22 protein-coding genes are annotated in these 23,613 nt (G+C 69.4%); 16 read left to right on the top strand and 6 right to left on the bottom strand.

The window, feature by feature from the left end:
- Positions 1 to 53 precede the first annotated feature (53 nt).
- Entirely contained in the window at positions 54 to 938 is an 885-nt protein-coding gene (locus ACZ4IF_RS39045; protein ID WP_467572171.1) for a LysR family transcriptional regulator, read from the bottom strand.
- Positions 939 to 1,133: 195 nt separating this feature from the next.
- Here ACZ4IF_RS39045 and ACZ4IF_RS39040 point away from each other — a divergent pair, with 195 nt between their 5' ends.
- A complete protein-coding gene (locus ACZ4IF_RS39040) occupies positions 1,134 to 2,165 on the top strand; it encodes a nitronate monooxygenase (RefSeq protein WP_467572168.1) in 1,032 nt (343 codons plus the stop codon).
- Between the two features lie 61 nt (positions 2,166 to 2,226).
- Here the strand turns inward: ACZ4IF_RS39040 and ACZ4IF_RS39035 are convergent, their stop codons facing one another.
- A complete protein-coding gene (locus ACZ4IF_RS39035; protein ID WP_467572166.1) occupies positions 2,227 to 3,243 on the bottom strand; it encodes an alcohol dehydrogenase catalytic domain-containing protein in 1,017 nt (338 codons plus the stop codon).
- Between the two features lie 381 nt (positions 3,244 to 3,624).
- On the opposite strand from ACZ4IF_RS39035, the gene wrbA reads away from it, so the two are divergent.
- The 4 genes from wrbA (at position 3,625) to ACZ4IF_RS39015 (ending at position 6,462) form a co-directional block, all read left to right on the top strand.
- Positions 3,625 to 4,239: an NAD(P)H:quinone oxidoreductase gene (gene wrbA, locus ACZ4IF_RS39030; RefSeq protein ID WP_467572163.1), complete on the top strand. Its 615-nt coding sequence runs from the start codon at positions 3,625 to 3,627 to the stop codon at positions 4,237 to 4,239.
- 136 nt (positions 4,240 to 4,375) lie between these two features.
- Entirely contained in the window at positions 4,376 to 4,669 is a 294-nt protein-coding gene (locus tag ACZ4IF_RS39025) for a muconolactone Delta-isomerase family protein (protein ID WP_359497402.1), read from the top strand.
- A gap of 449 nt (positions 4,670 to 5,118) precedes the next feature.
- The gene (locus ACZ4IF_RS39020) at positions 5,119 to 5,397 is read left to right on the top strand and encodes a hypothetical protein (protein ID WP_467572161.1); all 279 of its coding nucleotides are present in this window, start codon (positions 5,119 to 5,121) and stop codon (positions 5,395 to 5,397) included.
- Positions 5,398 to 5,622: 225 nt separating this feature from the next.
- Positions 5,623 to 6,462, top strand: coding sequence for a prephenate dehydratase (locus ACZ4IF_RS39015; RefSeq protein WP_467572159.1), 840 nt, complete (start codon positions 5,623 to 5,625; stop codon positions 6,460 to 6,462).
- A 154-nt stretch (positions 6,463 to 6,616) separates the two neighbouring features.
- On the opposite strand, the gene ACZ4IF_RS39010 is transcribed toward ACZ4IF_RS39015, so the two are convergent.
- Positions 6,617 to 7,060 carry a VOC family protein gene (locus tag ACZ4IF_RS39010; protein WP_467572156.1) on the bottom strand — a complete coding sequence of 148 codons (444 nt, stop codon included), beginning with the start codon at positions 7,058 to 7,060 and terminating at the stop codon, positions 6,617 to 6,619.
- 948 nt (positions 7,061 to 8,008) lie between these two features.
- On the opposite strand from ACZ4IF_RS39010, the gene ACZ4IF_RS39005 reads away from it, so the two are divergent.
- The 5 genes from ACZ4IF_RS39005 (at position 8,009) to ACZ4IF_RS38985 (ending at position 12,838) form a co-directional block, all read left to right on the top strand.
- Positions 8,009 to 8,704 carry a type 1 glutamine amidotransferase domain-containing protein gene (locus ACZ4IF_RS39005; RefSeq protein ID WP_467572154.1) on the top strand — a complete coding sequence of 232 codons (696 nt, stop codon included), beginning with the start codon at positions 8,009 to 8,011 and terminating at the stop codon, positions 8,702 to 8,704.
- Positions 8,705 to 9,095: 391 nt separating this feature from the next.
- On the top strand, positions 9,096 to 9,749 hold the full coding sequence (locus ACZ4IF_RS39000; RefSeq protein WP_467572151.1) for a DsbA family oxidoreductase: 654 nt from the start codon (positions 9,096 to 9,098) through the stop codon (positions 9,747 to 9,749).
- A 189-nt stretch (positions 9,750 to 9,938) separates the two neighbouring features.
- Positions 9,939 to 10,487 (top strand): RNA polymerase sigma factor, encoded by a 549-nt coding sequence (locus ACZ4IF_RS38995; RefSeq protein ID WP_467572148.1) that lies wholly within the window; start codon positions 9,939 to 9,941, stop codon positions 10,485 to 10,487.
- Complete coding sequence (locus tag ACZ4IF_RS38990; protein ID WP_467572145.1) at positions 10,484 to 11,695, top strand: CU044_5270 family protein; 1,212 nt, start codon at positions 10,484 to 10,486, stop codon at positions 11,693 to 11,695. Before ACZ4IF_RS38995 ends, ACZ4IF_RS38990 begins: the two co-directional genes overlap by 4 nt.
- 273 nt (positions 11,696 to 11,968) lie before the next feature.
- Complete coding sequence (locus tag ACZ4IF_RS38985) at positions 11,969 to 12,838, top strand: L,D-transpeptidase family protein (RefSeq protein WP_467572143.1); 870 nt, start codon at positions 11,969 to 11,971, stop codon at positions 12,836 to 12,838.
- Between the two features lie 276 nt (positions 12,839 to 13,114).
- On the opposite strand, the gene ACZ4IF_RS38980 is transcribed toward ACZ4IF_RS38985, so the two are convergent.
- Positions 13,115 to 13,798 (bottom strand): TetR/AcrR family transcriptional regulator, encoded by a 684-nt coding sequence (locus ACZ4IF_RS38980; protein ID WP_467572140.1) that lies wholly within the window; start codon positions 13,796 to 13,798, stop codon positions 13,115 to 13,117.
- Positions 13,799 to 13,895: 97 nt separating this feature from the next.
- Here ACZ4IF_RS38980 and ACZ4IF_RS38975 point away from each other — a divergent pair, with 97 nt between their 5' ends.
- Complete coding sequence (locus tag ACZ4IF_RS38975) at positions 13,896 to 14,804, top strand: SDR family oxidoreductase (protein WP_467572137.1); 909 nt, start codon at positions 13,896 to 13,898, stop codon at positions 14,802 to 14,804.
- A 232-nt stretch (positions 14,805 to 15,036) separates the two neighbouring features.
- Here ACZ4IF_RS38975 and ACZ4IF_RS38970 read toward each other — a convergent pair whose 3' ends face one another.
- Both ACZ4IF_RS38970 and ACZ4IF_RS38965 read right to left on the bottom strand, forming a co-directional pair.
- Positions 15,037 to 16,341, bottom strand: coding sequence for an MFS transporter (locus ACZ4IF_RS38970; RefSeq protein ID WP_467572134.1), 1,305 nt, complete (start codon positions 16,339 to 16,341; stop codon positions 15,037 to 15,039).
- Positions 16,293 to 18,182: an FAD/NAD(P)-binding protein gene (locus ACZ4IF_RS38965; RefSeq protein WP_467572394.1), complete on the bottom strand. Its 1,890-nt coding sequence runs from the start codon at positions 18,180 to 18,182 to the stop codon at positions 16,293 to 16,295. The genes ACZ4IF_RS38970 and ACZ4IF_RS38965 overlap by 49 nt, the downstream gene beginning before the upstream one ends.
- A gap of 394 nt (positions 18,183 to 18,576) precedes the next feature.
- On the opposite strand from ACZ4IF_RS38965, the gene ACZ4IF_RS38960 reads away from it, so the two are divergent.
- The 5 genes from ACZ4IF_RS38960 to ACZ4IF_RS38940 are packed head-to-tail and all read left to right on the top strand — an operon-like array spanning position 18,577 to position 23,501.
- Entirely contained in the window at positions 18,577 to 19,929 is a 1,353-nt protein-coding gene (locus ACZ4IF_RS38960; protein WP_467572131.1) for a KamA family radical SAM protein, read from the top strand.
- 5 nt (positions 19,930 to 19,934) lie between these two features.
- Positions 19,935 to 20,777: an N-acyl homoserine lactonase family protein gene (locus ACZ4IF_RS38955; protein ID WP_467572391.1), complete on the top strand. Its 843-nt coding sequence runs from the start codon at positions 19,935 to 19,937 to the stop codon at positions 20,775 to 20,777.
- Positions 20,774 to 22,642, top strand: coding sequence for an FAD/NAD(P)-binding protein (locus ACZ4IF_RS38950; RefSeq protein WP_467572129.1), 1,869 nt, complete (start codon positions 20,774 to 20,776; stop codon positions 22,640 to 22,642). Before ACZ4IF_RS38955 ends, ACZ4IF_RS38950 begins: the two co-directional genes overlap by 4 nt.
- A complete protein-coding gene (locus ACZ4IF_RS38945) occupies positions 22,605 to 23,072 on the top strand; it encodes a cupin domain-containing protein (RefSeq protein WP_467572126.1) in 468 nt (155 codons plus the stop codon). Before ACZ4IF_RS38950 ends, ACZ4IF_RS38945 begins: the two co-directional genes overlap by 38 nt.
- Positions 23,073 to 23,099: 27 nt before the next feature.
- Positions 23,100 to 23,501, top strand: a complete 402-nt coding sequence (locus ACZ4IF_RS38940) for a VOC family protein (RefSeq protein WP_467572124.1) — start codon at positions 23,100 to 23,102, stop codon at positions 23,499 to 23,501.
- Positions 23,502 to 23,613: the final 112 nt, after the last annotated feature.

Here is a 23,613-nt window from a genome sequence, read left to right as displayed (position 1 = left end):
GCCGCGGAAATGCCTTCCGTGAGGCATCCATGCCGTGCGTGCATCGGCGCTGGTCACTCGCGTGTGGCCGTCGTACCGGTGTGTGCCGCCGCGACGCCGGCTTCGAGGAAGCGGCGAATGAGCGCGCGGGGGCCGCTGGACAGATGGGCGAGGCCGACCTCCACCGGAGGCGCATTGGTCAGGGTCACGAAACGAAGAGCAGGGTGCCTGGTCCGACGTCGCGCCACCTCGGGAACGATGCCTATGCCTCGGTTGGCGGCCACCGTCTCCACCCACTCGTCGTAATTGGCGGTCTTCACGATCCTCTTCGGGCGCTGTTCCGCCGGCCAGGATCCGGGGCCCGTCGTCCCGCTCACCGTGTTGACGACCAGAGGCCACTGCTGGACCTCCGTCCAGTCCAGCCGGCCGCGTTCGGCGAGCGCGCACTGCCTGGCACACACGGCGATGCGCGGTTCGTCGTACAGGTGAACGACCTTTATGGGTCGGGGCAGGGGCATGTCACCACGGACCACCGCGACATCGACGGCACTCTGGCGCAGGGCCTGCACGGGATCGTCGGTGCGGGTGAGGGTGACGGACGCGCCGGTGGCCGCCTCGAAGCTGTCCACGGTGTGCTGCGCCCAGGGATCCGGCAGCAACCAGCTGAAGCCGAGCCGGAGCGTGACCATGCGGCGTGCGGCGTCCAGGGCCTGCTCGAAGGTGGCGAGGACACGCTCCACATGCATGAGGAACTCGGCCCCGGCGTCGGTCAGTTCGACCTGCCGTGAGGTGCGGTCGAGCAGTCGGACGCTCAGCGCGCCCTCCAGCTGGGCGATCGTGCGGCTGAGGGCCGGCTGCGTGATCAACAACTCCTGGGCGGCGCCGGAGAAGGAGTGGACGCGTGCCACGGCGGCGAATGCCCGTAGGTGACGCAGTTCGACATCCACGACGTCGGTCACCCCTCGGTGGATCGATGCCTGTCGCGCATGGACCCAGCCTAATCGGCATTTCACAAGGCCTCTCGCGCTGCCTAACCTCACATGTGTGCGCCGCGCGGACGACCTGGCGCCGTGGCGGACGGCCGTGGCGCCCAACGCGATACGTGAGCCGGGGACGGCCCGTTCCGTCCCGATGGAGCAGAGGAGGAGCCGGCGATGAGCTCATTGCTTTCGGACATCGGCGTCGAGCTGCCGGTGCTGGCCGCGCCGATGGCCGGCGGACCGAGCACTCCCGACATGGTCACGGCGGCCGCGCGTGCGGGCAGCCTCGGTTTCCTGGCCGGCGGCTACGAGAGGGCACAGGCACTCGCCGACCAGATGCGCGCCGTCCGGGCGGACGGCGTCCCCTTCGGGGTCAACCTGTTCACCCCCCGTCCGGTTCCCGTGTCGCCCGGGAGCCATCGCACGTACGCGCAGACGTTGCAGCCGGAAGCCGACCGCTACGGGCTGAACCTGAACGACGGCGCTCCCGTGGAGGACGACGACGCCTGGGAGGAGAAGGTGGACCTGGTCATCGGGAGCGACGTCCCGTGGGTCTCCTTCACCTTCGGCATTCCGGACCCCGACGTCATCAAGGCGGTGCGCCGGTCCGGCACCGCCGTGCTGCAGAGCGTCACCTCGGCGGACGAGGCCCGTCGGGCGGCGGAGGCGGGAGTCGACGCGCTGATCGTGCAGGGCGCCGCGGCCGGCGGGCATTCGGCCACGCTCACCCCCGGCCGCCCGCTCGACGACGTCGCACTGCCCGACCTGGTCGCGAGCATCCGGAACAGTACCGAACTCCCGCTCCTCGCGGCCGGAGGCATCGCCACCCCCGCGGACGTGACCGCAGCCCTGCGTGCGGGCGCGGACGCCACGATGGTCGGCACCCTCCTCCTGCGCACGGACGAGAGCGGCGCGTCCGTTCCCCACAAGCAGGCCTTGGCGGACCCCGCCTTCGACACCACCGTCGTGACCCGCGCCTTCACCGGCCGACCGGCCCGTGCCCTGCGCAACCACTTCACGGACCGCTACGACCCCGTGGCGCCGGCCGGCTACCCGGCCGTGCACCACCTCACCGCGCCACTGCGCAAGGCCGCCACCGCGGCGGGCGACACCCGGCTCATCCATCTGTGGGCCGGCACGGGATACCGCCAGGCGAGAGAGGAACGCACCGCACAGACTTTGCAGCGGCTCGCCGGTCAGCTGTGAGGGCGACGCGTACGCACGGCGGTGCGGGGAGGGACGGATCCCACCCCGCACCGCCGATGTCTCAGGCCGTCATGTCGAGCACGACCCGGAAGCGGGCCCGGCCCGACAGCATGCGCTCGTATGCCTCACGGGCCTGGCCGAACGGCATGACCTCGACGCTGGGACGGATGTCGTGGGCGATGCTGAACGCCAGGTTGTCCTCGTTCTCGATGGACGAACCGGTCAGGCTGCCGACGATGGAATGCGTCCCGAAGATCAGGTCGGGGGTGGACACGGTCAGCGGGTCGGGCGCGGCACCGACCACGACGAGCCTGCCGTTCGGCGCGAGGCCGCGGACCAGCGGGTTCATGGAGGCGCCGCTGGACGCTGTGGCGACGATGACGGAGGCGCCGCCGAGGGCGCTCAGGGCCGCTCCGGGGTCGGTGCTGCTGCTGTCGATGTACTCATCGGCGCCCAACTGCCGGGCGTACGGCTCCTTCTCCGCGCCCCGGGCCACGGCGGCGACACGGTAGCCGAGGCTGCGCGCGTACTGAAGGGCCAGGTGTCCCAGCCCGCCGATGCCTTGCACGGCCACCAAGGCGCCGGCCCTGGTGGGGCCCTGCTGGAGGGCGATGAAGGTGGTCAGACCGGCGCACAGCAGCGGAGCGGCGTCGATCGCCGAGATGCCCTCGGGGATGCGCACCAGTCCGCTGGCCCGGGCATAGGCCACTTCTGCGTATCCGCCGTCGGTCGTGGTTCCGGTCTGCTGCTGGTTCAGGCAGTTCACGAAGTCACCGCGGCGGCACGGCTCGCACTCCCAGCACTGCCCGTTGAGGAAGCCGACGCCGACTCGGTCGCCGGGCTGCCACGCGGTGACGCCGGTGCCGACGGCATCGATGACACCGACGATCTCATGTCCCGGAACGAGGGGGCGCGAGGGGTCGCTGCGCAGGCCCTCCACGGCCAGGACGTCGGTGTGACAGACGCCGCAGGCCTCCACCCGCAGGCGTACGTGCCCCGGTGCGGGGGCGGTCAGTTCGCGCTCGACCAACTGCAGATTGTGGACTCCGGTGGCCTCGAAGGCGCGGTATGTGGACATGACTGCTCCTGCTCCTGAGTGTTGCTCTGTCCGTGTGCGAGGGGTGGTCCCGGGAGTGACGGCTCACGTGCGGCGGGGTGCGTGGGCGCTGACCGAGCCGTGTCTAAATGACCGGTCGTCTCAATCAGAGTAGCAACTCCGGCAAACGAGCGGCCGCGGGGCGCGCGGCGGCACGCGGGGGAGTGGAGGGGGTGAGGGGGTCGCTGTAGCGTTTCTTCCAGGTCATGGACGGTTGGTCGACTTCGGGAAGTCCCGTCGTGAGGATTGTGTCGCGCTCCACAGGTAATCGGGTTTGACGGTACTAGACCGGTCGTCTAGTTTTGGCGACCGGTCGGCTAGTCAGTCGTCCCGTCACTTCCCTTCTCAGAACGGAGCGCTCTCGTGGCCACTCCCGTCAAGCTCGCCATCGTCTACTACTCCTCCACCGGCACGATCACGGAAATCGCGAAGGAACTCCACGACGCGGGCGTCAAGGCCGGCGCCGAGGTTCGTCTACTGAAGGTCGCCGAGCTGGCGCCTCAGGCGGCCATCGACTCCAACCCCGCCTGGGCCGCCCATCACGCGGCCACCGCCGACGTACTCGAGGCCACCCCCGAGGACATCGAGTGGGCGGACGCCGTGCTGTTCGGCACGCCGACCCGCTTCGGCAACGTCTCCGCCCAGCTGAAGCAGTTCATGGACACGTTGGGCGGCCTGTGGGCCGAGGGCAAGCTGGCCGACAAGGTCTACAGCGGCTTCGTCTCCAGCGCCACGGCGCACGCCGGTCAGGAGGCGACCCTGCTCTCCCTCTACACCTCGATCCACCACTTCGGCGGGCTCACCGTCACGCCCGGTTTCACCGACCCGCAGAAGTTCGTCGACGGCAACCCTTACGGCACCTCCCACGTCGACGGCCAGGGCGCCAACCCGGTGGACGACGTCGCGCGCGCCGCCGCCCGTATCCAGGCCGAGCGCGTGATCAAGGTCGCCGGCGCACTCAAGGCCGCGGCCGCCTGACGTCGGCGGCACGGGCCGGCGTCCGCGCGGAGGGGGCCTCGACTGTGCCCCCTCCGCCGGGCGTCCCCACCTCGCCTCCGGCGATTGCCGGTGGCGCAAACTTCGTTCGCGCGTCGGACCGAGAGAGGAAGATGTCATGAAAGAGTTCCTGGTCGAACTGACCACGACGGTGCCCGAGGGCACCGACCCGGCGGAGGTCGACAGGCGTCGCGCCGCCGAAGCCGTGCGGGCCAAGGAACTTGCCGCCCAGGGGCACCTGTTCCGGCTGTGGCGCCCGGTCGGAGAGCTTCGCAGCATCGGGGTGTGGAGCGCCGACGACGAAACCGAACTGCGCGAGAGGGTGCTCGGCACCCTGCCGCTGTGGCCCTGGATGACAGCGGTGGTCACCCCGCTGCAGGCGCACCCCAATGATCCGGGACGGGTCGGTTGAGCCACCCGCCGCGTTCCGGAGGCGGCGACACCTGTTCCTGAGCGGCTCCGTGGCGTGATTTCCATGAGCTGAGGAACCTTCGAATCCGATACGGAATCCCGGAGCGCGGCGCCTGCGGGCCGACCCGCGCGGTGAACGTAGGTGCGGTGCTCCGGCGCCGCGAGCCGCGGGGCGCCCTGACCACGGGCAAGTGACCTGGCTCGGCTCACCGGTTGTGGTCGACGGTGCACCGGGAACCCCGGGGGCTGCTGTCCGCTCTCACCAACCCGGCCCCACACGGGGTGTGTTCGGCGTCGAGCAGAGGCTCCGGTCTCGCCGGTGAGGGCAGCGAGAGCATCACTGGCCGCCTCTCGTAGTGGATTTGGTGTCTTCCAGGGCAAGAAGCCAACGTGCCCACCGTCCTGTGCCACGGCGTCGCCGTGGCAAGAAGCCAACGTGCCCACCGTCCTGTGCCACGGCGTCGCCGTGCCCTGATCACCGCGACAGGAGTACTCACCGTCGCAGGCTGGGTCGCCGTGCCGCTGGTGGCGCAGGCCACCGGTGGCAACGACGCGACCGACGCCGCGCGGCAGCGCTCCTTCGCTGACGCGGCGGCTGAATTCCACGTCCCGCAGGAGGTGCTGCTGGGCGTGGCCCATCAGGAGTCGGCATGGGAGGGGCACGCCGGACAGCAGAGCGCCGAGGGCGGTCACGGCCTGATGCACTTGACCGACGTCACCCGGCGATGATCGCCGGGAGCGACGCCGGAGCCGCCGTCAACACGGTGCGCGCGCACGACGTGACGGTCGTCTCGTCCGGCGCGACCGACGGGAGCCGGCCGGTCGCCGTGGACGGCTCGACATGCCCGTGGCGCGTCCGGTCGAGGACTCAGCATCGATACTCCTGTGCATGCGGTTGGCGGTGGAGTTCCTGCCGCCCCACAGCAACGTCCGCCACACGGAAGGCTCAACACGGTGACCACCGTCGCATATCAGGGTGAACCCGGCTCCAACTCGTCGACCGCCGCACGGGCGTTGTTTCCCGAAGGCGGGGAGCTGCCCTGCACCGCTTTCGAGCAGGCTCTCGACGCGGTCACCCTCGGCTCCGCCGACGTCGCGGTGATTCCGGTCGACAACTCCGCGGCGGGACGCGTCGCCGACGTGCATCATCTGCTGCCCGAGTCGGGGCTGCTCATCGTGGCCGAGTACTTCCTCCCCATCCGCTTCGACCTGATGGGTGTCCCCGGTGCGTCACTCGATCAGGTGGAGTGTGTACGCAGCCACGTGCACGCGCTGGGCCAGTGCCGAAAGGTGCTGCGTGAGGGCGGCTGGCGCACTCAGGTCAGCGACGACACTGCGGGGGCGGCACGTGAAGTGGCGGAGCTGGGCGACCACCGGCACGCGGCGCTCGCTCCGCCCGCCGCGGCAGGGCTGTTCGGCCTCGACGTGCTGCGGTCCGGAGTCGAGGACGATCCCGACAACACCACGCGGTTCGTCGTCCTCTCCCGGGAAGCCGAACTGGCCCCCGTCTCGGATCAGCCGACGATGACGAGTCTGTTCTTCTCCGTGCGGAACATTCCCAGCGCGTTGTACAAGGCGCTGGGTGGATTCGCCAGCAGCGGCGTCAACCTCACCAAGATCGAGAGCTACCAGATGGGCGCCGGGCTCAACGCCAGTCGGTTCTATGCCGAGATCGAGGGGCACCCCGACGATTCCCGAGTCGACCTCGCCCTGCAGGAGTTGCGCTTCTTCTCGTCCGAGGTGCGCATCCTCGGCGTCTATCACGCGCACCCGCACCGGCTGCGTGAACGATAGGCCGCTCCAGGCCCGTGTTCACGCCGACAAGCTCCCGCTGCCCCACCCCTCGCGGCGGGACGGGGGCAGCCGCGCGCGTGTGGTGCAACGGGAGTTGGAGGTGGACGGCGTCCGAGGCCGAGGGGGTCGCCCGGGGCGCGCGACGGACCTGCCGTCACCTGCCGGGCAGCCGGGTGGTGACCTCCTGCAGCACCCACCCGTTGCCGTCCGGGTCGTTGAAGGCTGCGAACGAGCCGTAGCTGGCGCGCTCCGGCTGCGGTCCGCTGACTCGCCCCTCTTCCGTACCACGGTGGAACACCCCGCCCGCGTCGTGGAAGATCTCGCCCATCTCGACGCCGCGGCCGACGAGTTCGGCACGGGCGGCCTCGATGTCGGAGACGATGAGGTGCAGGCCCTGCACCGAACCCGGTGCGGCCGTGGTGACTCCGGTGCCGAAGAGGATCGAACACTGCGAGCCGGGAGGCGTCAGGTGCACGACGCGATAGGTGTCGTCGGCGACGTAGTCCACATCCAGGCGGAATCCCGCCTTCTCGTAGAAGTTCTTGGCCCGGTCGACGTCGGAGACGGGCAGCACCACAACCTCGAGCTTCAGATCCATGATCGCCTTCGCTTTGGGGGACAGGGGGTTTCACGCGCGATCACGCGCGAGGGTCACCGGTTGAACCGGTGAGATCATGATGGCAGGGCGATTAGTCACCGGTCAAGGCGGTGACGCCGCCGGCGCCGGACGGGGCGTCGGCGACAGCCGGCCCCGCCGAGCATGATGCGGCCGATGTCCGGCGAGGAAGGTGCCGGCGTGTCGCGGCGCCGCATGGTCATCCGCGGGGGTGTTGGCAGGGGGTGTTCGGTGGAGGCGTTTTCGGCGTCGTGCCGCGTTTGTCCACATGCGCCTGGGTGGAGTCGTACCTAGGCTGGTACCCGTTCGAATCATCCCTAAATTGTCAAATAGGGATGAGGAGGTGATGCCTCATGGTGGAGTGCCCGTCATCGTGACCGAGGTGACGTACAGGGCGTGCAATGGGGCACCACGTGTGCGACCGGTTGACCGGCCGAAGAGTTCGCGCTTCACAGCCGAAGAGTTCGCGCGTCGCGGGTGGATCCGTGAATGCGGGGGCGGGCCGCGTCCGGCCCCGATCGGCGGTCACGGGCAGACGGGTATGCCCCATCGGCTCACCCCTACAGTCTGTTGCCTCCGGTGCCGGCCTTCGAGCGGCGCAGCGTCGACATCACCGACGGGGAGTCGCTGGACGCCCCCACACTCGGCGTCACGACGGAGGTGACCCCTCCCTGGCTGGGCTTCCGGCTCGTCGCCCACGGCTTGGCGCGGGCCGTTTTCACGCCCGTGTTCGGGATCCCGGCCCGAGTCGGGGCATGCCGCGGGATGTGCACAAGCCGGCGCTTCAGGTGCCGGCGTTCGGACTCGACGGAACGGGAGGAGTTCAGTTGTCGCCCGGCTGCGTCGGGGCGACCGCATCGGTTCTGGTCACATGCTGGAAGTCAGTGGGGCCCCGCGGCGGGGAGGGCGGGGGCGAGGAGGTGGAGTGCGATGGCGAAAGTCCTTTTCATCGTGACCGGGGCGACGTACTGGGTGCTCAAGGACGGCACCAGGTACGCGACCGGTTACTGGGCCGAAGAGTTCGCGATGCCGTACAAGAGGATCACGGACGCCGGACATGACGTCGTGGTCGCGACACCGAACGGTGTGGTCCCGAACGTCGACATGATGAGCCTGCGTCCCTCCATGGCGGGTGGCGAGGAAGGGGCCTTGGAGCTGGAGGCCATCATCCGTTCCGCGGAAGTGATGCGTCGGCCGCTCAAGCTGTCGGATGTCCGCCTGGAGGACTACGACGCCGTGTACCTGCCCGGTGGCCACGGTCCGATGGCCGACCTGGCGTTCGACGCGGACGTGGGGCGGCTGCTGACGGCCCAGCTCGCCTCGGGCAGACCGCTGGCGATCGTGTGTCACGCGCCCGCCTCGATGCTGGCCACCCGGATCCACGGCGAGTCGCCCTTCAAGGGCTACCGGGTCACCTGCTTCACGAATGAGGAAGAAGAAGCCGTCGGACTCGCCTCCAGGTCGACGTGGCTGCTTGAGACCGACCTGAAGGAAAAGGTGGGCGTCGACTTCAGCCGTGGTCCGATCTGGGAGCCGTACATGGTCGAGGACCGCAACCTCGTCACCGGGCAGAACCCGCACTCCGCCGCGATCCTGGGGGACCGGCTGCTGGAGATCCTCAAGTGAACGTACCTGGGGCTGCGTCGAGGGTGCGAGCGGAGCGCGCTGCCGATTAGTCCGGGTGTGCCGGAACAGCGAGGGGCCGATTCCTTCCCGTCACGGCGCTCGGCGTGCGGGCCGGGCGCCGTGACGTCACGCTCGGGAATCGGCAGCCGGGAGCACCTCGGTGGATGTCGCCCCTTTGATACATTAGACGACCGGTCGGCTAATTGTGCGGGCGTCGTGCCCGCCGCGACCGCACGTTCTGCCGGAGAGCACATGAGCCAGACCTGCGTCACCCAGCGAGCAGCGACCTGATGGCCGCGCCCTCGCCGATGCGGACGTGGTCGCCGCCTGACGGCCAACGGTCGGCCTTGGCCCACAACGGCACATTCAACAGCGGCGATTGGAGTCCCCCATGCCTACATCGGTCTCTTCCGATTCCCCTACACCTGTCGACTTCTGGTTCGACCCCGTGTGCCCGTGGACCTGGCTCACCTCCCGCTGGATGCTGGAGGTCGCACATGCTCGGCCCGTTCAGGTGTCCTGGCACGTCATGAGCCTGTCGGTCCTGAACGAGAACCGCCTGGACGAGCTGCCCGAACGCATCCGGGCGCTGATGGGCGAGGCGTGGGCACCGGTGCGTGTCCTGACCGCCGCGGCTCTCAAGCACGGTCCCGAGGTCCTGGAACCCCTCTACACCGCGCTGGGCACCCGCTACCACCTGCAGCAGCAGCCCAAGGACCGGGCCACCTTGGAAGCCGCGTTGCGGGAGGTGGGACTGCCGGTGGACCTTGCCGACGCCGGCGACACGGACCAGTACGACGAGGAGTTGCGGGCGTCCCATCACAGGGGCATCACCTTGGTCGGTCAGGACGTCGGCAGTCCGATCATCGCCGTTCCCGGTCAGGATGCGGGCGGCGATCCCGTCGCCTTCTTCGGCCCCGTCGTGAACCCCGCCCCCAAGGGGGAGGACGCCGCCCGCCTGTGGGACGGTGTCCTCGCCGTCGCGTCCACGCCGAGCTTCTACGAGATCAAGCGCACGCGCAGCAGCGCGCCCGACTTCGGCTGAGGCAACGCGCACCGTCGTCGGCGCCCGCGGCCACCGGGGGCCGCGGGCGCCGAGGTCATGGGCGCAGCGCGCGCAGCACACCCACCTGTCGCAGCAGCAGGGCATCGGACGAATTCGTCCACCCAGCCTGTAATAACCCGGCCGTCACGCGCATTACCTGGTGAAAGAGCCGACACGAGGAGACGGCGCGTGACCCAAGCTCAACGCTTCCGGGACGTATACGAGGAGTGCTATCCGCGCGTCCTCGCCTACGCCACGAGTCAGGTGGGACGTCATGTCGGTGAGGACATCACCAGCGAGACGTTCACCGTGGCCTGGAGACGAAGGGGGGAACTCCCGCACCCCGCGCTGCCCTGGCTGCTGGGCGTGGCCCGCAATCTGGTGCGCGAGCTGCGTCGTCGGGACAGCCATCAGTACGCCCTCGCCTCGCAGGAGGCACGGCGCATCGCCACGACGGGCCGGGACGAGACGACGGACGTGGCCACGGACCTGGCCGATCGCGAGGCAGCGCTCCAGGCTCTGGCGAGTCTGTCCGACGCCGACCGTGAACTGCTGACCTTGATCGCCTGGCACGGACTGACCGCGAAGGACGCCGCACGAGTCCTGGGCTGCACCACCGCGACCTTCACCGTCCGGCTGCACCGGGCCCGCCGTCGACTGGAACGGGCGATGGAGGCCGTGTCCGCACCGTCCGCCCGATCCGTGCGCCACACCGACACCGAGGGAGTACTCACGTGAAGGCAAGGAAGACCGGCGGGCGAGCCGCACGTCGACAGGACGTCATGAAGACGCTCGCGGCGGCCCGGCCCGCCGAGCTGGACCCGAGCCTGTTGGCCAACTCGCCCCGGCAGCGTGAGGACCTGGCGCACATCACGGCCGAATCGCGGGAGAGCTCTGCCGGCGCGGCTTCGGTGTTCCCGGTCGGGTGGCGCCCCCGACTCGTGCCGCTCGGAGCGGTCGCGACCGTCGCGGCGTCCGCGGTCGTGCTCAGCGTCCTCGTCGGGCAGGACGCGGGCGACACTTCGAGCACTCCAGCGGCGACGCGTCCGCCGTCGAGCGCACCCGCCACGCTGAACGACCGTATGGAACTGCTCGGCGTGGCGCAGGCTGCGGAGACCGCGGCGGCCGAGGGCACGTACTGGCAGGTGACCACACGTTCGGAGAACGTGGACGTGGTAGGTGAGCAGGGACGGCGCTACGCCCTGCGCAGCGCCTCCACCGAGAAGTGGTCGGTGGGTGTGCGCTCGGGAACCCAAAGCCTCATGGTCTCGGGTCTGGACGCGAGGACCGCACCGCGCACCGCGGCGGACATGGCACGGTGGCGGGACGCCGGTTCACCGCATCAGGTCGAAGGACAGGTGAAGGCCGACAGCCGGCTCAAGGTGCGCCTCATCGTCGGAGCCGGCCGACCGATGGTCATGCACACCAACGTGGGCAACAAGATCTACGCCCTCGGCCCGTACAACGTCTCCTACCACGACCTGCGCGCACTTCCCACGGACACCGGCACGTTGCGCCAGGAACTGGTCCGGCTGTACCGGCAGGACGGTGGTGCCGACGGACGCACCGCCTGGATGCTGCGCCAGATCGCCAACCTCATCACCATGCCGGTGAGGCCGGGGACCCGGGCCGCCGCCTACCGCGTGCTCGCAGACCTGCCCGACATCCGCGTCGAGGGCCCCGCCACCGACCCCCTGGGACGTTCGGGCGTGGCCATCACCCTCCCCATGAGGGCAACGACGGTACTGGGGGACGTGGAGCAGCGGCTGGTGGTGGATCCTGCCACCGGTGCCCTGCTGTCCGATCAGAGTGTCCTGGTGGAACCGTCGGCCGTCGCACGGGACGCGGGGCTGAAGTCCGGCGCGACGGTGCACTACGAGGCGACCACCCAGATGGAGTGGGCCGACCGGCAGATCACCGTACCGGCGAACGCCAAGGAAGGCTGAAGCGCCGGAGAAGAGATGCGCGCCAGGTCACCGACCTGACTTCTCCGCACGGCAGTTGAAGCGAAAGAAGGGCGCGCCCTCGCTGTGGGGGACCGGCGCCGCGAGCACGCACCCGGCCCGCCGGAGGACGGCGCTCTTGCTCCGCTCCCACGGGCCGCGCCGCTCCTCGCCGCCGACACACGTTCAGGCGACTCACCGGCTGAACACGCCAGATCGGACGCGTGCGTCCGCAGACACACCACTGACTCACACGTGTCATCCAGGTTGAGGACCATGACGTCATCCACGCACCGATCGTCCCTGCAGGCTGCCCTCCTCGCTCCGCTCGACGAGCGCCCGGCCACCGGCCGTGGTGCCCGCCGCCCGCACCTTCTGCTCATACCCGGCACCGTCCTGGCGCTGACGTTCAACCTCGCCGGATGCTCGGGCGCCGGAACAACCGATGCGGTCCGGCCCGCGGCGCTCGAAGCGCACGGCGCCCCGGCCGGTCCCGGCAAGAGGCAGCCGCTGCCCCCGCGTGCGGCCCGTGGCGGCGATGCCCCCGCCGCTCCCGTCCTCGCACAGCTGCCAGGCCTTGGCCCGCACACGCTGGCGAAGGTCCCGGCCCGCACGCGTCAGGTCGTACTCGTCACCGGCGAGGCCAAGAACTCCTCCGCCGCGCAAGCGGTGTTGTACCAGCGCAGGGGCGCGGGCTGGGAGCCGGGACCCACTTGGCCCGCCCACAACGCCCTCAGGGGCTGGACGGACGACCATCATGTGGATGATCTCCACTCGCCCATCGGCGTGTTCTCTCTCACCGACGCGGGCGGACGGCTCGCCGATCCCGGCACCCGGCTGCCTTACCACCACACGGCGGCCTTCACCGCCGGCGGTCTGGGGTTCCGGGGCGAATCGCTCGCGGGCACCTTCGACTACGTCGTCGCCATCAACTACAACCGCAGGACCGGAACGTCACCCCTCGACGCAACTCACCCGCAAGGCGCGGGGAAGGGGGGCTACATATGGCTGCACGTCGACCATGGCGGCCCCACGCACGGATGTGTGAGCCTGCGGAGGAAGGACATGCGAGCGCTGTTGCGAGCCCTCGAACCCGCTCGGCATCCCGTGATCGTCATGGGGGACGCCTTGTCCCTCAGCCGGTGACGACGATGCCGCTGTCGTCCTTGGCCTCGGCGTCAGCCTCATCAGGGCACTGCACCGTTGCAGTCAGGCGTTCCCGGAACACGCCCTGCAAGTAGGAGGCCGGCTGCGGCTGTTGCGCATCCTGGCCCCCTACAAACAGGAGGTCGGCTGCTGCGCACCCTGGCCCGCGGCCCCCACACGCCACCGCCGAACGGGCCCACACCTGGAATCTCTCGCCCCGGAGGTCTCCCGCCACGTCGCCGTCCTGCGGCAGGCCACTGGGCGGTACGGGCGCTGTTACGACGGAGTCTCTGCCGGCGCCGGGTGGCGGGCGAGTAGACCGGAAGCGGCCACAGCCGCGGAACGGCGCACCACGTCGGTGAAGTCGACGTGCATGGCGGCCAGTTCCGGATCGGAGGCGTATACGGCGAGCATGGCCTCCGAGGGGCGGCTGCACGGCCAGGCGGCCATGGCCGTCAGCAGAGTCGTCTCGATCAAGGAGGCGGCACCTGCGGTGCCGAGTTCGGGCAGCTGCCGCACAGCGAGCCCAGTGAGGACTTGCATCGACTGCCGTGCGGCGTGCTTGTGGCGGATGCCGACCTCGGTGGAGATGTTCTGTTCCAGAACCGAGCCCTGCGCGCTGAACAAGTCGCACAGCACCGGCCTTTGGGCCATCGAGGTCGCCAGAAGATCTGCGAGTCGGTCTCCGCGCTGCAGCGCGTTGCCCTGGTCGGGGAGGGACGCGCGCTCCAGTTCGGCCGTCCAGTCCGCGACCTCGGCGTCCAGCAGGTCGAGCAGGACCGCCTCGCGCGATTCGAAGTAGCGCAAGACGTTTGCCTTGGCCAGACCGACCCGACGGCTCAGCTCGTTCAGGCTGAGCCGGGAGACGGGCATCTCGGTCAGCATCGCGGCTGCGACGTCCAGGATCTGCCGTCGCCTCTGGGCGCGCTGTTCGTCGGTGCGGGCTCGCTGGAAGGTCACGTCCCCATCTTACTGACCACCGGTACTTTGCTAAGTTACCGCCGGTCCGTTAACGTGGTGCGAGACAAGATACCGGCAGTACTTAAAGAGGTCCGTCATGTATCAGGTTCCCGATCAGCAGGGGAAGCTCGCCGTAGTGACCGGCGCCAACAGCGGCACGGGCAAGGAGGCCGCCAAACGCCTCGCCGGTGCCGGGGCAGACGTCATCCTCGCGGTGCGCACCCCGGCCAAGGGCGAACAGGCCAAGGCCGAGATCACCACCGCACACCCCCGTGCCCGGGTGGAGGTCCACCGCCTCGACCTGGCGGATCTGTCCTCGGTCCGCGCGTTCGCCGACGGGCTGATCGACGACGGCAGGCCGCTGGACCTGCTGGTGAACAACGCCGGCGTGATGAACGTGCCCCGGCGCACGGAGACCGTCGACGGATTCGAGCTCCAGTTCGCCAGCAATTTCCTCGGTCCCTTCGCACTGACCGCCCAGCTCCTGCCCCTCCTGCTGACCGCCCCGGCGCCGCGCGTGGTCACGATGAGCAGTGGCACCGCCAACAGGGCGCGTATCGACTTCGACGACCTGCAGTCCACACGCAGCTACAGCCCCACCCGGGCCTACGCCCAGTCCAAGCTGGCCGACATGCTGATGACGGTCCACCTGGCCGACCTCGCGGCCCAGAACGACTGGCACCTGTTGTCGGCAGGCGCCCATCCGGGCTACACCCGCACCGACCTGATGACCTCCGGTCCCACCCTCGACGGCGGCAGGCCTGGCCTGATCGAGTCACTGCTCTACAAGATCGTCCCCTCGCAAGGGCCCGAACAGGGCACGGAACCCTTGCTGTACGCGGCAACCAGCCCCGATGCCGTCTCCGGCGGCTACTACGGGCCGCGCTGGGGGGTGGTCGGCGCCACGAAGCCCGTCCGGCTGCCGCGCCCAGGCCGGGACATGGCAGCGGCGGCCCGCCTGTGGAGCGAGGCGGAACGCCTGACTCACACATCTGTCGCGGCGTGAACGCGTCACCGTCCCGCCCAGCCGGCTGCGCAAAGCCGCACACCGGCGCGACGGCAAGCGGCGGACAGCGTTCGCTGTCCCATCTTGATCCGCGGTGTTGCGACGACCATGTGCTCTTTCTCTGATCCTCGCCCGGGTGGTGCGGCGGTGACGGCCCAACTGGACCCACGGCGTTCCGCCGGGCAGTCGAGAGTGCGAAGCAGACCATGGCGAGTCTTGTGGCCGGCTCGGGTCAGGGCTGACGGACGGTGTTGTTCGCTGCCCCCGACACGTCGGCTGATGTGCCGTGCGGGTGTGGCGGGATGCGTGCTCGCGCGACGAGGACGCAGGCGGCCGCAGCTGCCCCGGCCGCGGTCAGGGCGCACCAGGCGGCGGCAGGGCACACGGCTGTGAACAGCAGGCCGCACAGCATCGGCCCGGCTGCGGCTCCCAGCGAGACCCCCATCTGGCTGTACGCCGTGGCCCGTTGCTCGCGGCCTGGGTAGGGGAGCGCGATGACGTAGTGCAACAGGCCCGCCCAGCCCCAGCCGCCGCCGTAGGCGAGCAGGGCACCGATCGTGATCAGGGTGAGGCCCGGGCGGGAGAGCAGCGTGGTGCCCGCCGCACCGGCCAGGAACAGTCCCGTCAGGGCTCCCAATGCGGCACGGGGCACCCGGTCGGTGAGCCAGCCCGCGGCCAGCCGGACCACGATGTTGAACGCGGCTCCCGCGGTCGCCACCGCGCTGGCGACCGACAGGGACGCTCCCTTCGTCGTCAGTGCGAGCACCAGGAATCCGCCGAGTCCGTTGCCCACCATGGCGCCGAAGAATCCGGCGCAGCTGAGCGTCAAGAGATAGGGGTCCGCGCGCAAGGGCGCGGCACGATCCCGGTCGACAGCCGCAGGTGCGTCCGTAGGGCCCTTGCGTGCGAGCACGATGGCGCCTGCCGCGCACGGCACGGCGGCCGCGATGAACGCCGTTCGCCAGCCGGCCGGTCCGGCCAACAGGGGCATCGCCCCACTGGCCAGCAGAGTGGCGGCCGGTACCGCGGCTTGCTTGAGGCCGAAGGCCAATGCGCGCAGCCGTGGCGGGCACCGCCGCATGAGAAGGGCGTTGGTGTGCGGCTGGGTGTAACCGTAGACCGCGCCCCCGAGCGCCGAGCTGAGCCACAGGCCCGCCACGGGTACCGCTGTTGCCGTGAGCAGCCCGACGCAGGTGGTGGTCAGTGCCATGGCCAGGGTGCGTTCCAGGACGCGGGGGAGCGCGGCCCGTTTGCTGAGGTAGGCACCGGCCAGGGAGGCCAGCCAGTACACCGCCAGGATGGCCCCCATACGTAGGGAACTCCACCCGAATTCGGTGCAGATCAGGCCGTTTGCGGCACCGGGGAGGAACACCGGGAGCGAGGTGAGGACGGTGACGGCCGCGACGCCCGCCGCGGTCGGCAGGCCTGCTGGGGCATTGCCTCCCGTGCGGGCTTCACCTGGTCGTTGATCGTTGTGGACGAGGGTGCTCACGAGACGTGTGCCTCCACCTTGTCGACCGACGGCGACGCCCCGCATCCAAGGACCGCTCGGGCGACAGCGTCGGCGTCGGAGAGCGTCACGGAGTCGACGCCGGGTCGGACGCCGGCGGCCGTTGCCCAGTGGACGCCTTCGGTGGGGATGCCGAGGGCGAACCGCCTGGGGTGTGCGCGGCCGTGGGCGTCCAGCAGGCGGCTCGGGTGCGTGGTCACGGCGAGCGCTCCGCTGTGGTGGTGAGCGCCGTCAGGATCGGGGATGCGGTACGCGCTCGCCTGGCCTTGCTCGAGGAGCCGACGCAGCAACGGGTCGGCGGTCGCGCGGATGTCCGGGTTCTGGATGCGGGCTTCGATGAGGGTGGTCACGGTGATCGGGGGGCCGGGCACCATGGAGGAGGTGATGTGGAAACCGCCGGATCCACTCAGCGGGGTCACACGCATTCCCGGTCCCACCGGTTGCAGGACTTCGGCGCGCAGGAGCGCGGCCATCTCCGCGATGCGGCGTCGGGGAGGTCCGATGGAGACGCCGGCGTTGAACGGTGAGTACCAGCCGCTGAGTTCGTCACGGTAGGAGCGGCCGGTGATGCCCGCGTGATCCACGATCTGGCGGACCTCGTTGCGCAGGTCGCGCAGCACGTCGAGGGCGGACTTCAGGGGGCCGTCGACATTCCCGTGGCGGGCGAGCTCCGCATCGCGGTCCAGGTACGACACGAGCCAGTGTCTGAACTCCGCCGGCCCCTGGAGCGCGTGGTCGTCGTAGGGAGTCTCGATGGCCTGCCACGACCAGCGGTCCTGCCGGCTGACGCCGTGGCGTCGCAGGACCCGTTCCTGGCCGGGACCGTCGGCGGGGGAGAGCAGATAGGCCTGTACGAACGTCGCGATCGTCTGGGACGAGGCGCCGTACTGCCGCAGCAGTGCCCGGTAGTAGGCGATCTCGACCTCGCGGGCGATCAGCGGCCAGACGTCCTTGTCGAAGGTGACGTCGCGGCGTGAGGCGGCGCGTGCGCGCAGCGCGCGGATCGTGCCGGGCGTGAGGAGCAGTGGCTGGTGGCGTTCGCCCATGCCCTTTTGGTTGTCGCCGCGTGCCTGGTGGGGGATGCCGCGCCGGGAGCCCGCGTACAGGTGTGGCTCGCGGCCGGAGGGGCGGTACTCGAGGCGTCCGTCGGGCATTTCCGCGAACTTTCCGCCGCGTGCCTCGGTGAAGAGGGTCAGGTAGTCGAAGAAGGTCAGCCCAAGTCCGCGCAGGGCGACCGGTTCTCGCGGGGCGATCGCGTCGAGGTTCACATCGGCGGGGTTGCCGGGTGGGATGTGACGGGCGGTGTTGTGCGGATCCGTGGTGGAGGCGGGCATCGCCGCCAGGTGTCCCTGTGCCAGGATCACGGTGTCGAGGAGCAGGCGGTCGCCGTCGGCGAGCCGAAGGAGCTGCTGCTCGCCGTGGTCGGTGAGTTCGACGGCCGTGTCCTGATGGATGTGCACGGTCACCTGCGGTGGTGCGGTGTCCACGGTGCGACGGAAGGCCCACTGCAGATAGTGCCCGTACAGCACGCGTGGGGGATACGAGTCGGGTCCCACGGTGCGCGCCTGCTGCAGGAGTTCGTGGGGGTGGCCGCCTGTCGTGCCCGCGGCGGTGAGCAGGGTCGCCCACTCGTACAGGTTCGGCCCCGGCAGCACCGGCCCGGCGCACGACACACTCGCGTCGGTGAACACCGTGATCTGTGCCGCGACCGTGTTCATCAGCAGGTGCGGCGACTGGTCCGTCCGCCAGACCCGGCCTGCACCGGCCGGGGCCGGGTCGATGACATGCACGGTCACGAGTCCGGCGTTCGGCCGTGTCGCCGCGTTCGCGCACAGTCGCTCCAGGGTGATGAGTCCGCGCGGCCCCATCCCCACGATGGCGACACTGAGTCGACCGTTCAACGAGAGCCCCCGATTCCGTCTTCCTCTGTCTGGGTCGACGCCGATCCTATGAGGCGTGGAAGTGCATTGATGCAGTGCGCACATGACTTATGCGTTCGGTCAATGGACCGTATTCATGCGGCATCTGAATGAGTCGGTCGAGTCGTCTATTTCTCGCCGGACGTGATCTCTGACTAGCTTTCTGGGCGGGGCGAGCAGGGGAATCGTCGAACCGGTCCCGGGCCGAGTGCGTGGACGCAAAGAAGCAGATCATGCGCGGGAGCTTGCATCCACGTGGTCATCGACCAGCCGGTCGTTCCCCGTTCGCCCCGTCTCGCCGTGACCTTGAAGGCAACTTCCGCCATCCGGACGGGGAATTCACATGAGTGACTCCAGCCCTGCCACGTACAAGCCCTACAACCGCTCCTCGATTCAGCGGGCACCGCAATGGGAGCTGATTCCGCCCGACCTCCGTGAGGCGGTCGACGTCGTTTCGCACGTCCTGCCCTTCAGGACCAACCAGTACGTCCTCGATGAACTCATCGACTGGGACTCCATACCCGACGACCCGATATTCCGGCTCAATTTCCCGCATCGGTCGATGCTGGAACCCGACGACTACGTCACCCTGCGCGACCTGCTCCGGTCGGGCGACAAGCAGCGGTTGGCCAAGCAGATCCATGTGGTCCGCTCGCGCATGAATCCGCATCCCGCCGGCCAACTGACGCACAACGTGCCCGAACTGGACGGCGACGTCGTCCCCGGCATCCAGCACAAGTACCCGCAGACGGTCCTCTTCTTCCCGAGCGCCGGCCAGACCTGCCACGCCTACTGCACCTTCTGCTTCCGATGGCCGCAGTTCATCAAAGAGGACGACCTGCACTTCGCCGCCCGGGACGCTGCCGGACTGGTCGCCTACCTCAAGCAGCACCCCGAGGTCACCGACGTGCTCATCACCGGCGGCGACCCCATGATCATGCGGACGGCCACGCTCGAACGGTACCTGGAGCCCCTCCTGTCGGCCGAGCTGGACCACATCCAGAACATCAGGATCGGCACGAAGGCCGTGGGCTACTGGCCCCAGCGCTTCGTCAGCGACGCCGACGCCGACGACCTGCTCCGCCTGTTCGCACGCGTGGTGGCCGCCGGGAAGCACCTCGCGCTGATGGGCCACTACAACCACCCGGCCGAACTGCGTCCCGCCCTCGCACAGAACGCGCTGCGGCGCATCACGGCGAGCGGTGCCGTGGTCCGCATGCAGTCCCCTGTCCTGCGGCACATCAACGACGACCCGGGCGCCTGGCGAGAGCTGTGGACCCAGGGCGTGAAGCTGGGAGCCGTCCCGTACTACATGTTCGTCGAGCGTGACACCGGGGCCCGCGCGTACTTCGAGCTGCCGCTGGCCGAGGCGTACGACATCTTCCGCACCGCCTACGGCTCTGTCTCCGGTCTGTCCCGCACGGTTCGGGGACCGTCGATGAGCGCGTTCCCGGGAAAGGTCCTCATCGACGGCGTCCCCACGATCCGCGGGGAGAAGGTGTTCGCCCTGCAGTTCCTGCAGGCGCGCCAGGACGGCATCGTCCGCCGACCCTTCTACGCCAGGTTCGACCCCGCGGCCACCTGGTTCGACCAGCTCGTTCCCGCCTTCGGTGAGAGCAGGTTCTTCTTCGAGAAGGAGACGGCGGCAGCCGAGTCCCCCGTCGCCGGCCGGCCGCTCGACCTGGTGGGGGCGTGATCGGCATGGCGGAGAACACCTACGAAGTCCTCGCACTGCGGTTCGGCACGCACCCTGATCGGCCCGCACGGGACAACTTCCTGGTCGACGAGGGGCAGTTCACCCCGGGCAGCGACATGCCGATGGACTTCTACCTGTGGGTCATCCGCAACGACCGGCATTTCCTGCTGGTGGACACCGGATTCCCCGAACCGATGGCGCGACGCCGCAAACGCACCCTCTTCCGCGACCCCGTCGAGGCGCTGGCCGACCTCGGCACGCAGGCGCACGACGTCGAGGACGTGGTGATCACCCACATGCACTACGACCATGCCGGGAACCTGGACCGCTTCCCGCACGCACGCATCCACCTGCAGGAGGAGGAGCTGCGGTTCTGCACCGGGCCGGCGATGCGCCACCACATCGTGCGCAAGCCCTTCGAACCCGTCAACGTGCAGGCCGCAGTCCAGGGGCTGTTCGAGGACCAGCTCGTCCTCCACCGGGGCGAGGCCGAGATCATTCCCGGCGTCACGGTGCATCCGGTACCGGGCCACACGCCGGGCACCCAGGTCGTGCGCGTGCCCACCGCACGGGGCTGGGTCGTGCTGGCGAGTGACGCGAGCCATCTGTGGGCCAACATCCGCCTGCGCAGCCCCTTCCCCATCCTCGACCACCTCACGCCCATGCTGGAGGGCTACGACCGGATCGAGGCCCTGGCGGACGGCGACGACCACATCGTTCCCGGACACGACCCCGAAGTGGCGCGGCGATTCCCCCAGCTCCCGGGAGCGCCTGACTGGGTCTGTCTGCACGAACCGGTCCTCGACGGAATCGCCGCCACCGCGGCGGTCGGTGGAGCCGCGCGATGACGGCCCTGACGGTGTCGGTCGTCGGGGTCGGCCCACGCGGCCTGAGCATCCTGCAGCGGATGTCGCAGCTCGCGGACCGGTTACCCGCCGGCCGCACGCTGGAGGTGCACCTCATCGACCCGGGCGACGGCGGCCAGGGTTCCCATCCCGCACGCCAGCCCTCCCACCTGCTGACCAACACCGTCGCCAGCCAGGTGACCATGTTCAGCGACGACACCGGCCCCTCGTTCACCGAGTGGGCGGCGACGGCGGGTTACCGGGATTTCGGGGGAGTGTTCCTCCCGACGGGCGACGATGCCGGCGATCCGTTGAGCGAACACGCCTATCTGCCCCGACAGATGCTCGGCGGCTACCTCAGCTGGGTCTTCGACGAGACGCTGCGCACCTTGCCGTCACAGATCCGTGTCGTGCACCACCGTGACCGCGCGGTGGACATCGAGGCGCGCGGCGGCGCAGGCTTCGCCGTTCATCTGGAGAAGGGCTACACGCTCCCCAGCGACTACGTCTTCCTCACCACCGGACACAGCGAACGGATCCCCAGCGCAGAGGACCGGGCGTACGAGGAGTTCGCCCGACGCGGCGCCGTGCGCAACCCCCGGCTGGTCTACCGTTCGACCCCCTATCCGGTGGACCGGCTGCAGGAGATCGCCCCCGGCACCACCGTCGCGGTCCAGGGGTTCGGACTGACCGCACACGACGTCATCTCCGAACTCACGGTCGGCCGCGGCGGCTTGTTCCACGGCGCGGGGCGGGACATGGAGTACCGCTCCAGCGGGCGTGAGCCCAAGATCCAGCTGTTCTCCCGCCAGTGCCTGCCGTTCAGCGCGCGCGGGGTGAACCAGAAGGGCCTCACAGGGCAGCACGAACCTCGGTTCTTCACCAAGGAAGCGGTACGACGCCTTCGAGAGCAGGCGATCCAGCGCCGTGACGATCCCCGACTCGATTTCGTGGGGGATCTCCTTCCGCTCCTGCTGAAGGAGATGGGGTACGCCTATCGCGCGGCCGCGGAACAGCGTCATGTCCCGCCCGAGGAGTACGAGTTCACCCCGGACGACCGGCTCGCCGTCGAGGACATCGTCGACCCGCTGCGCGGGCGCACCTTCGCGGACCACGACGCGTTCGAGCGCTTCTTCGTCGACCACGTCGTCAGCGATCTGGCGCAGGCGGAGCGCGGCAACCGGAGCAGCCCCGTCAAGGCCGCCACCGATGTCATCCGTGACACCAGGGCGAGCCTGCGGGAAGCCGTCGAGTTCTCGGGGCTCACCCCGCCCTCGCACCGGACGTTCAACTCGACCTACGTGCCGGTCATGAACCGGGTTTCCTTCGGCCCGCCACGGCACCGCAACCACCAACTCCTCGCACTGATGCGGGCCGGGATCGTGGACCTGGCAGGCGGCCCCGGAAGCACCGTGGTCCTGGACCAGGAGGCGGCGCGATTCGCGATCCGGACCACGTACACCGCAGAAACCGAAGTACGCCATGCCGACGCGCTGGTCATCGCGCGTCTCGACGCCTTCCACCCGGAGCGCGACAGGTCACCGCTGATCCGCAACCTTCTGGATCGAGGCCTCGTGCGCCCCTACACGAACGGCACGTACCAGCCGGGCGGCATCGACATCGACGAACAAGGCCGGCCCGTCACAGCGGTCGGCCAACCACTTTCCGCTGCCTGGGCGCTCGGTTGTCCGGTCGAGGGACCGCGGTTCTACACCCATGCACTGCCCCGGCAGGGACTGACCTCCCAGTTCGCCACCGACGCCGACACCTGCGTACGCGACATGTTCGACCACATCCGACACCGGGACGACCCGCTCCAGGAGGACCAGCATGCCCGTGCAGAACGGCAGTCAGTTTCCGTACCCTGAGTTCCGCAAACGCCATGTGCGCCACCATCCGTCCCCGATCGTGTGGCCCTGGGATCGCCTGGCCAAGGAACTCGAAGCCGCCGAACACACGGAGTACGGCACGCTCACCCTGGCCGCGCCCGGGGGCGGCCACGAGATCGTCCCGGGTACGTCGATGACCTTCCAGGCCGTGCGCCCCGGTGACCGCACCACGGCGCACTCGCATTCCTGGTGGCACCTCTATTTCGCCCGGTCCGGCGCGGGCACCGTGATTTTCGACGAGACGGGAGAGTCCGTCGAGCTCGGCGAGGGCGACATCCTCCTCATCCCGGCCTGGTCGACGCATCACTTCGAAAACCCCGACGGGAGTGAGGATCTGCTGCTGCTCAACCTTTCGAACCTGCCTCAACTGGCGGCGATCCACAACAACTTCTCCGAAGAGCACCCGTAGACGACCGCCCGACATCAGGAGGCGTACATGTTCAAGCGCATCGACCACATCGGTGTGGTCGTCGACGACATCGACGACGCGAGGGCGTTCCTTGAGAGCCTGGGGATGCGTCTGGAACGGGCACAGGACGTGCCCGAGCGCAGTGTGAGGATCGCGTTCTACCGGTGCGGGGACGGCCTGATCGAACTCATCGAGCCCACCACCGAGGAGGCGCGCCGGCGACGGCTCGGTGACGGCAACCAGGCCCGCCTGGAGCACATCGGTGTCGAGGTCGACGACGTGCCCAGGATCATCGAGGCGGTCCAGGGCCTCGGTGTCGGGTTCACCACGAGTGAGCCCGTCCCGGTCGGCCCGAACCTCAACGCGTGGACGCGGCCCGAGACATCCGACGGAATCCAGTTCCAACTGGTGCAGCGGGACGCGGTCTGACGCGTCCTCAAGTACGAGGCCGGGGGCCTGTTCGGTCCCTGGCCCCCGTGTCCGACAGTCGCGCGCAGCGTCGATCGATTGCGACTGTACATACTAGTAGTTACAATCCCGG

This window comes from Streptomyces sp. NPDC025784 (assembly GCF_055558435.1).
Note: the sequence above shows the minus strand (reverse complement) of the source record. Positions and strands in the feature narration are given on the sequence as shown.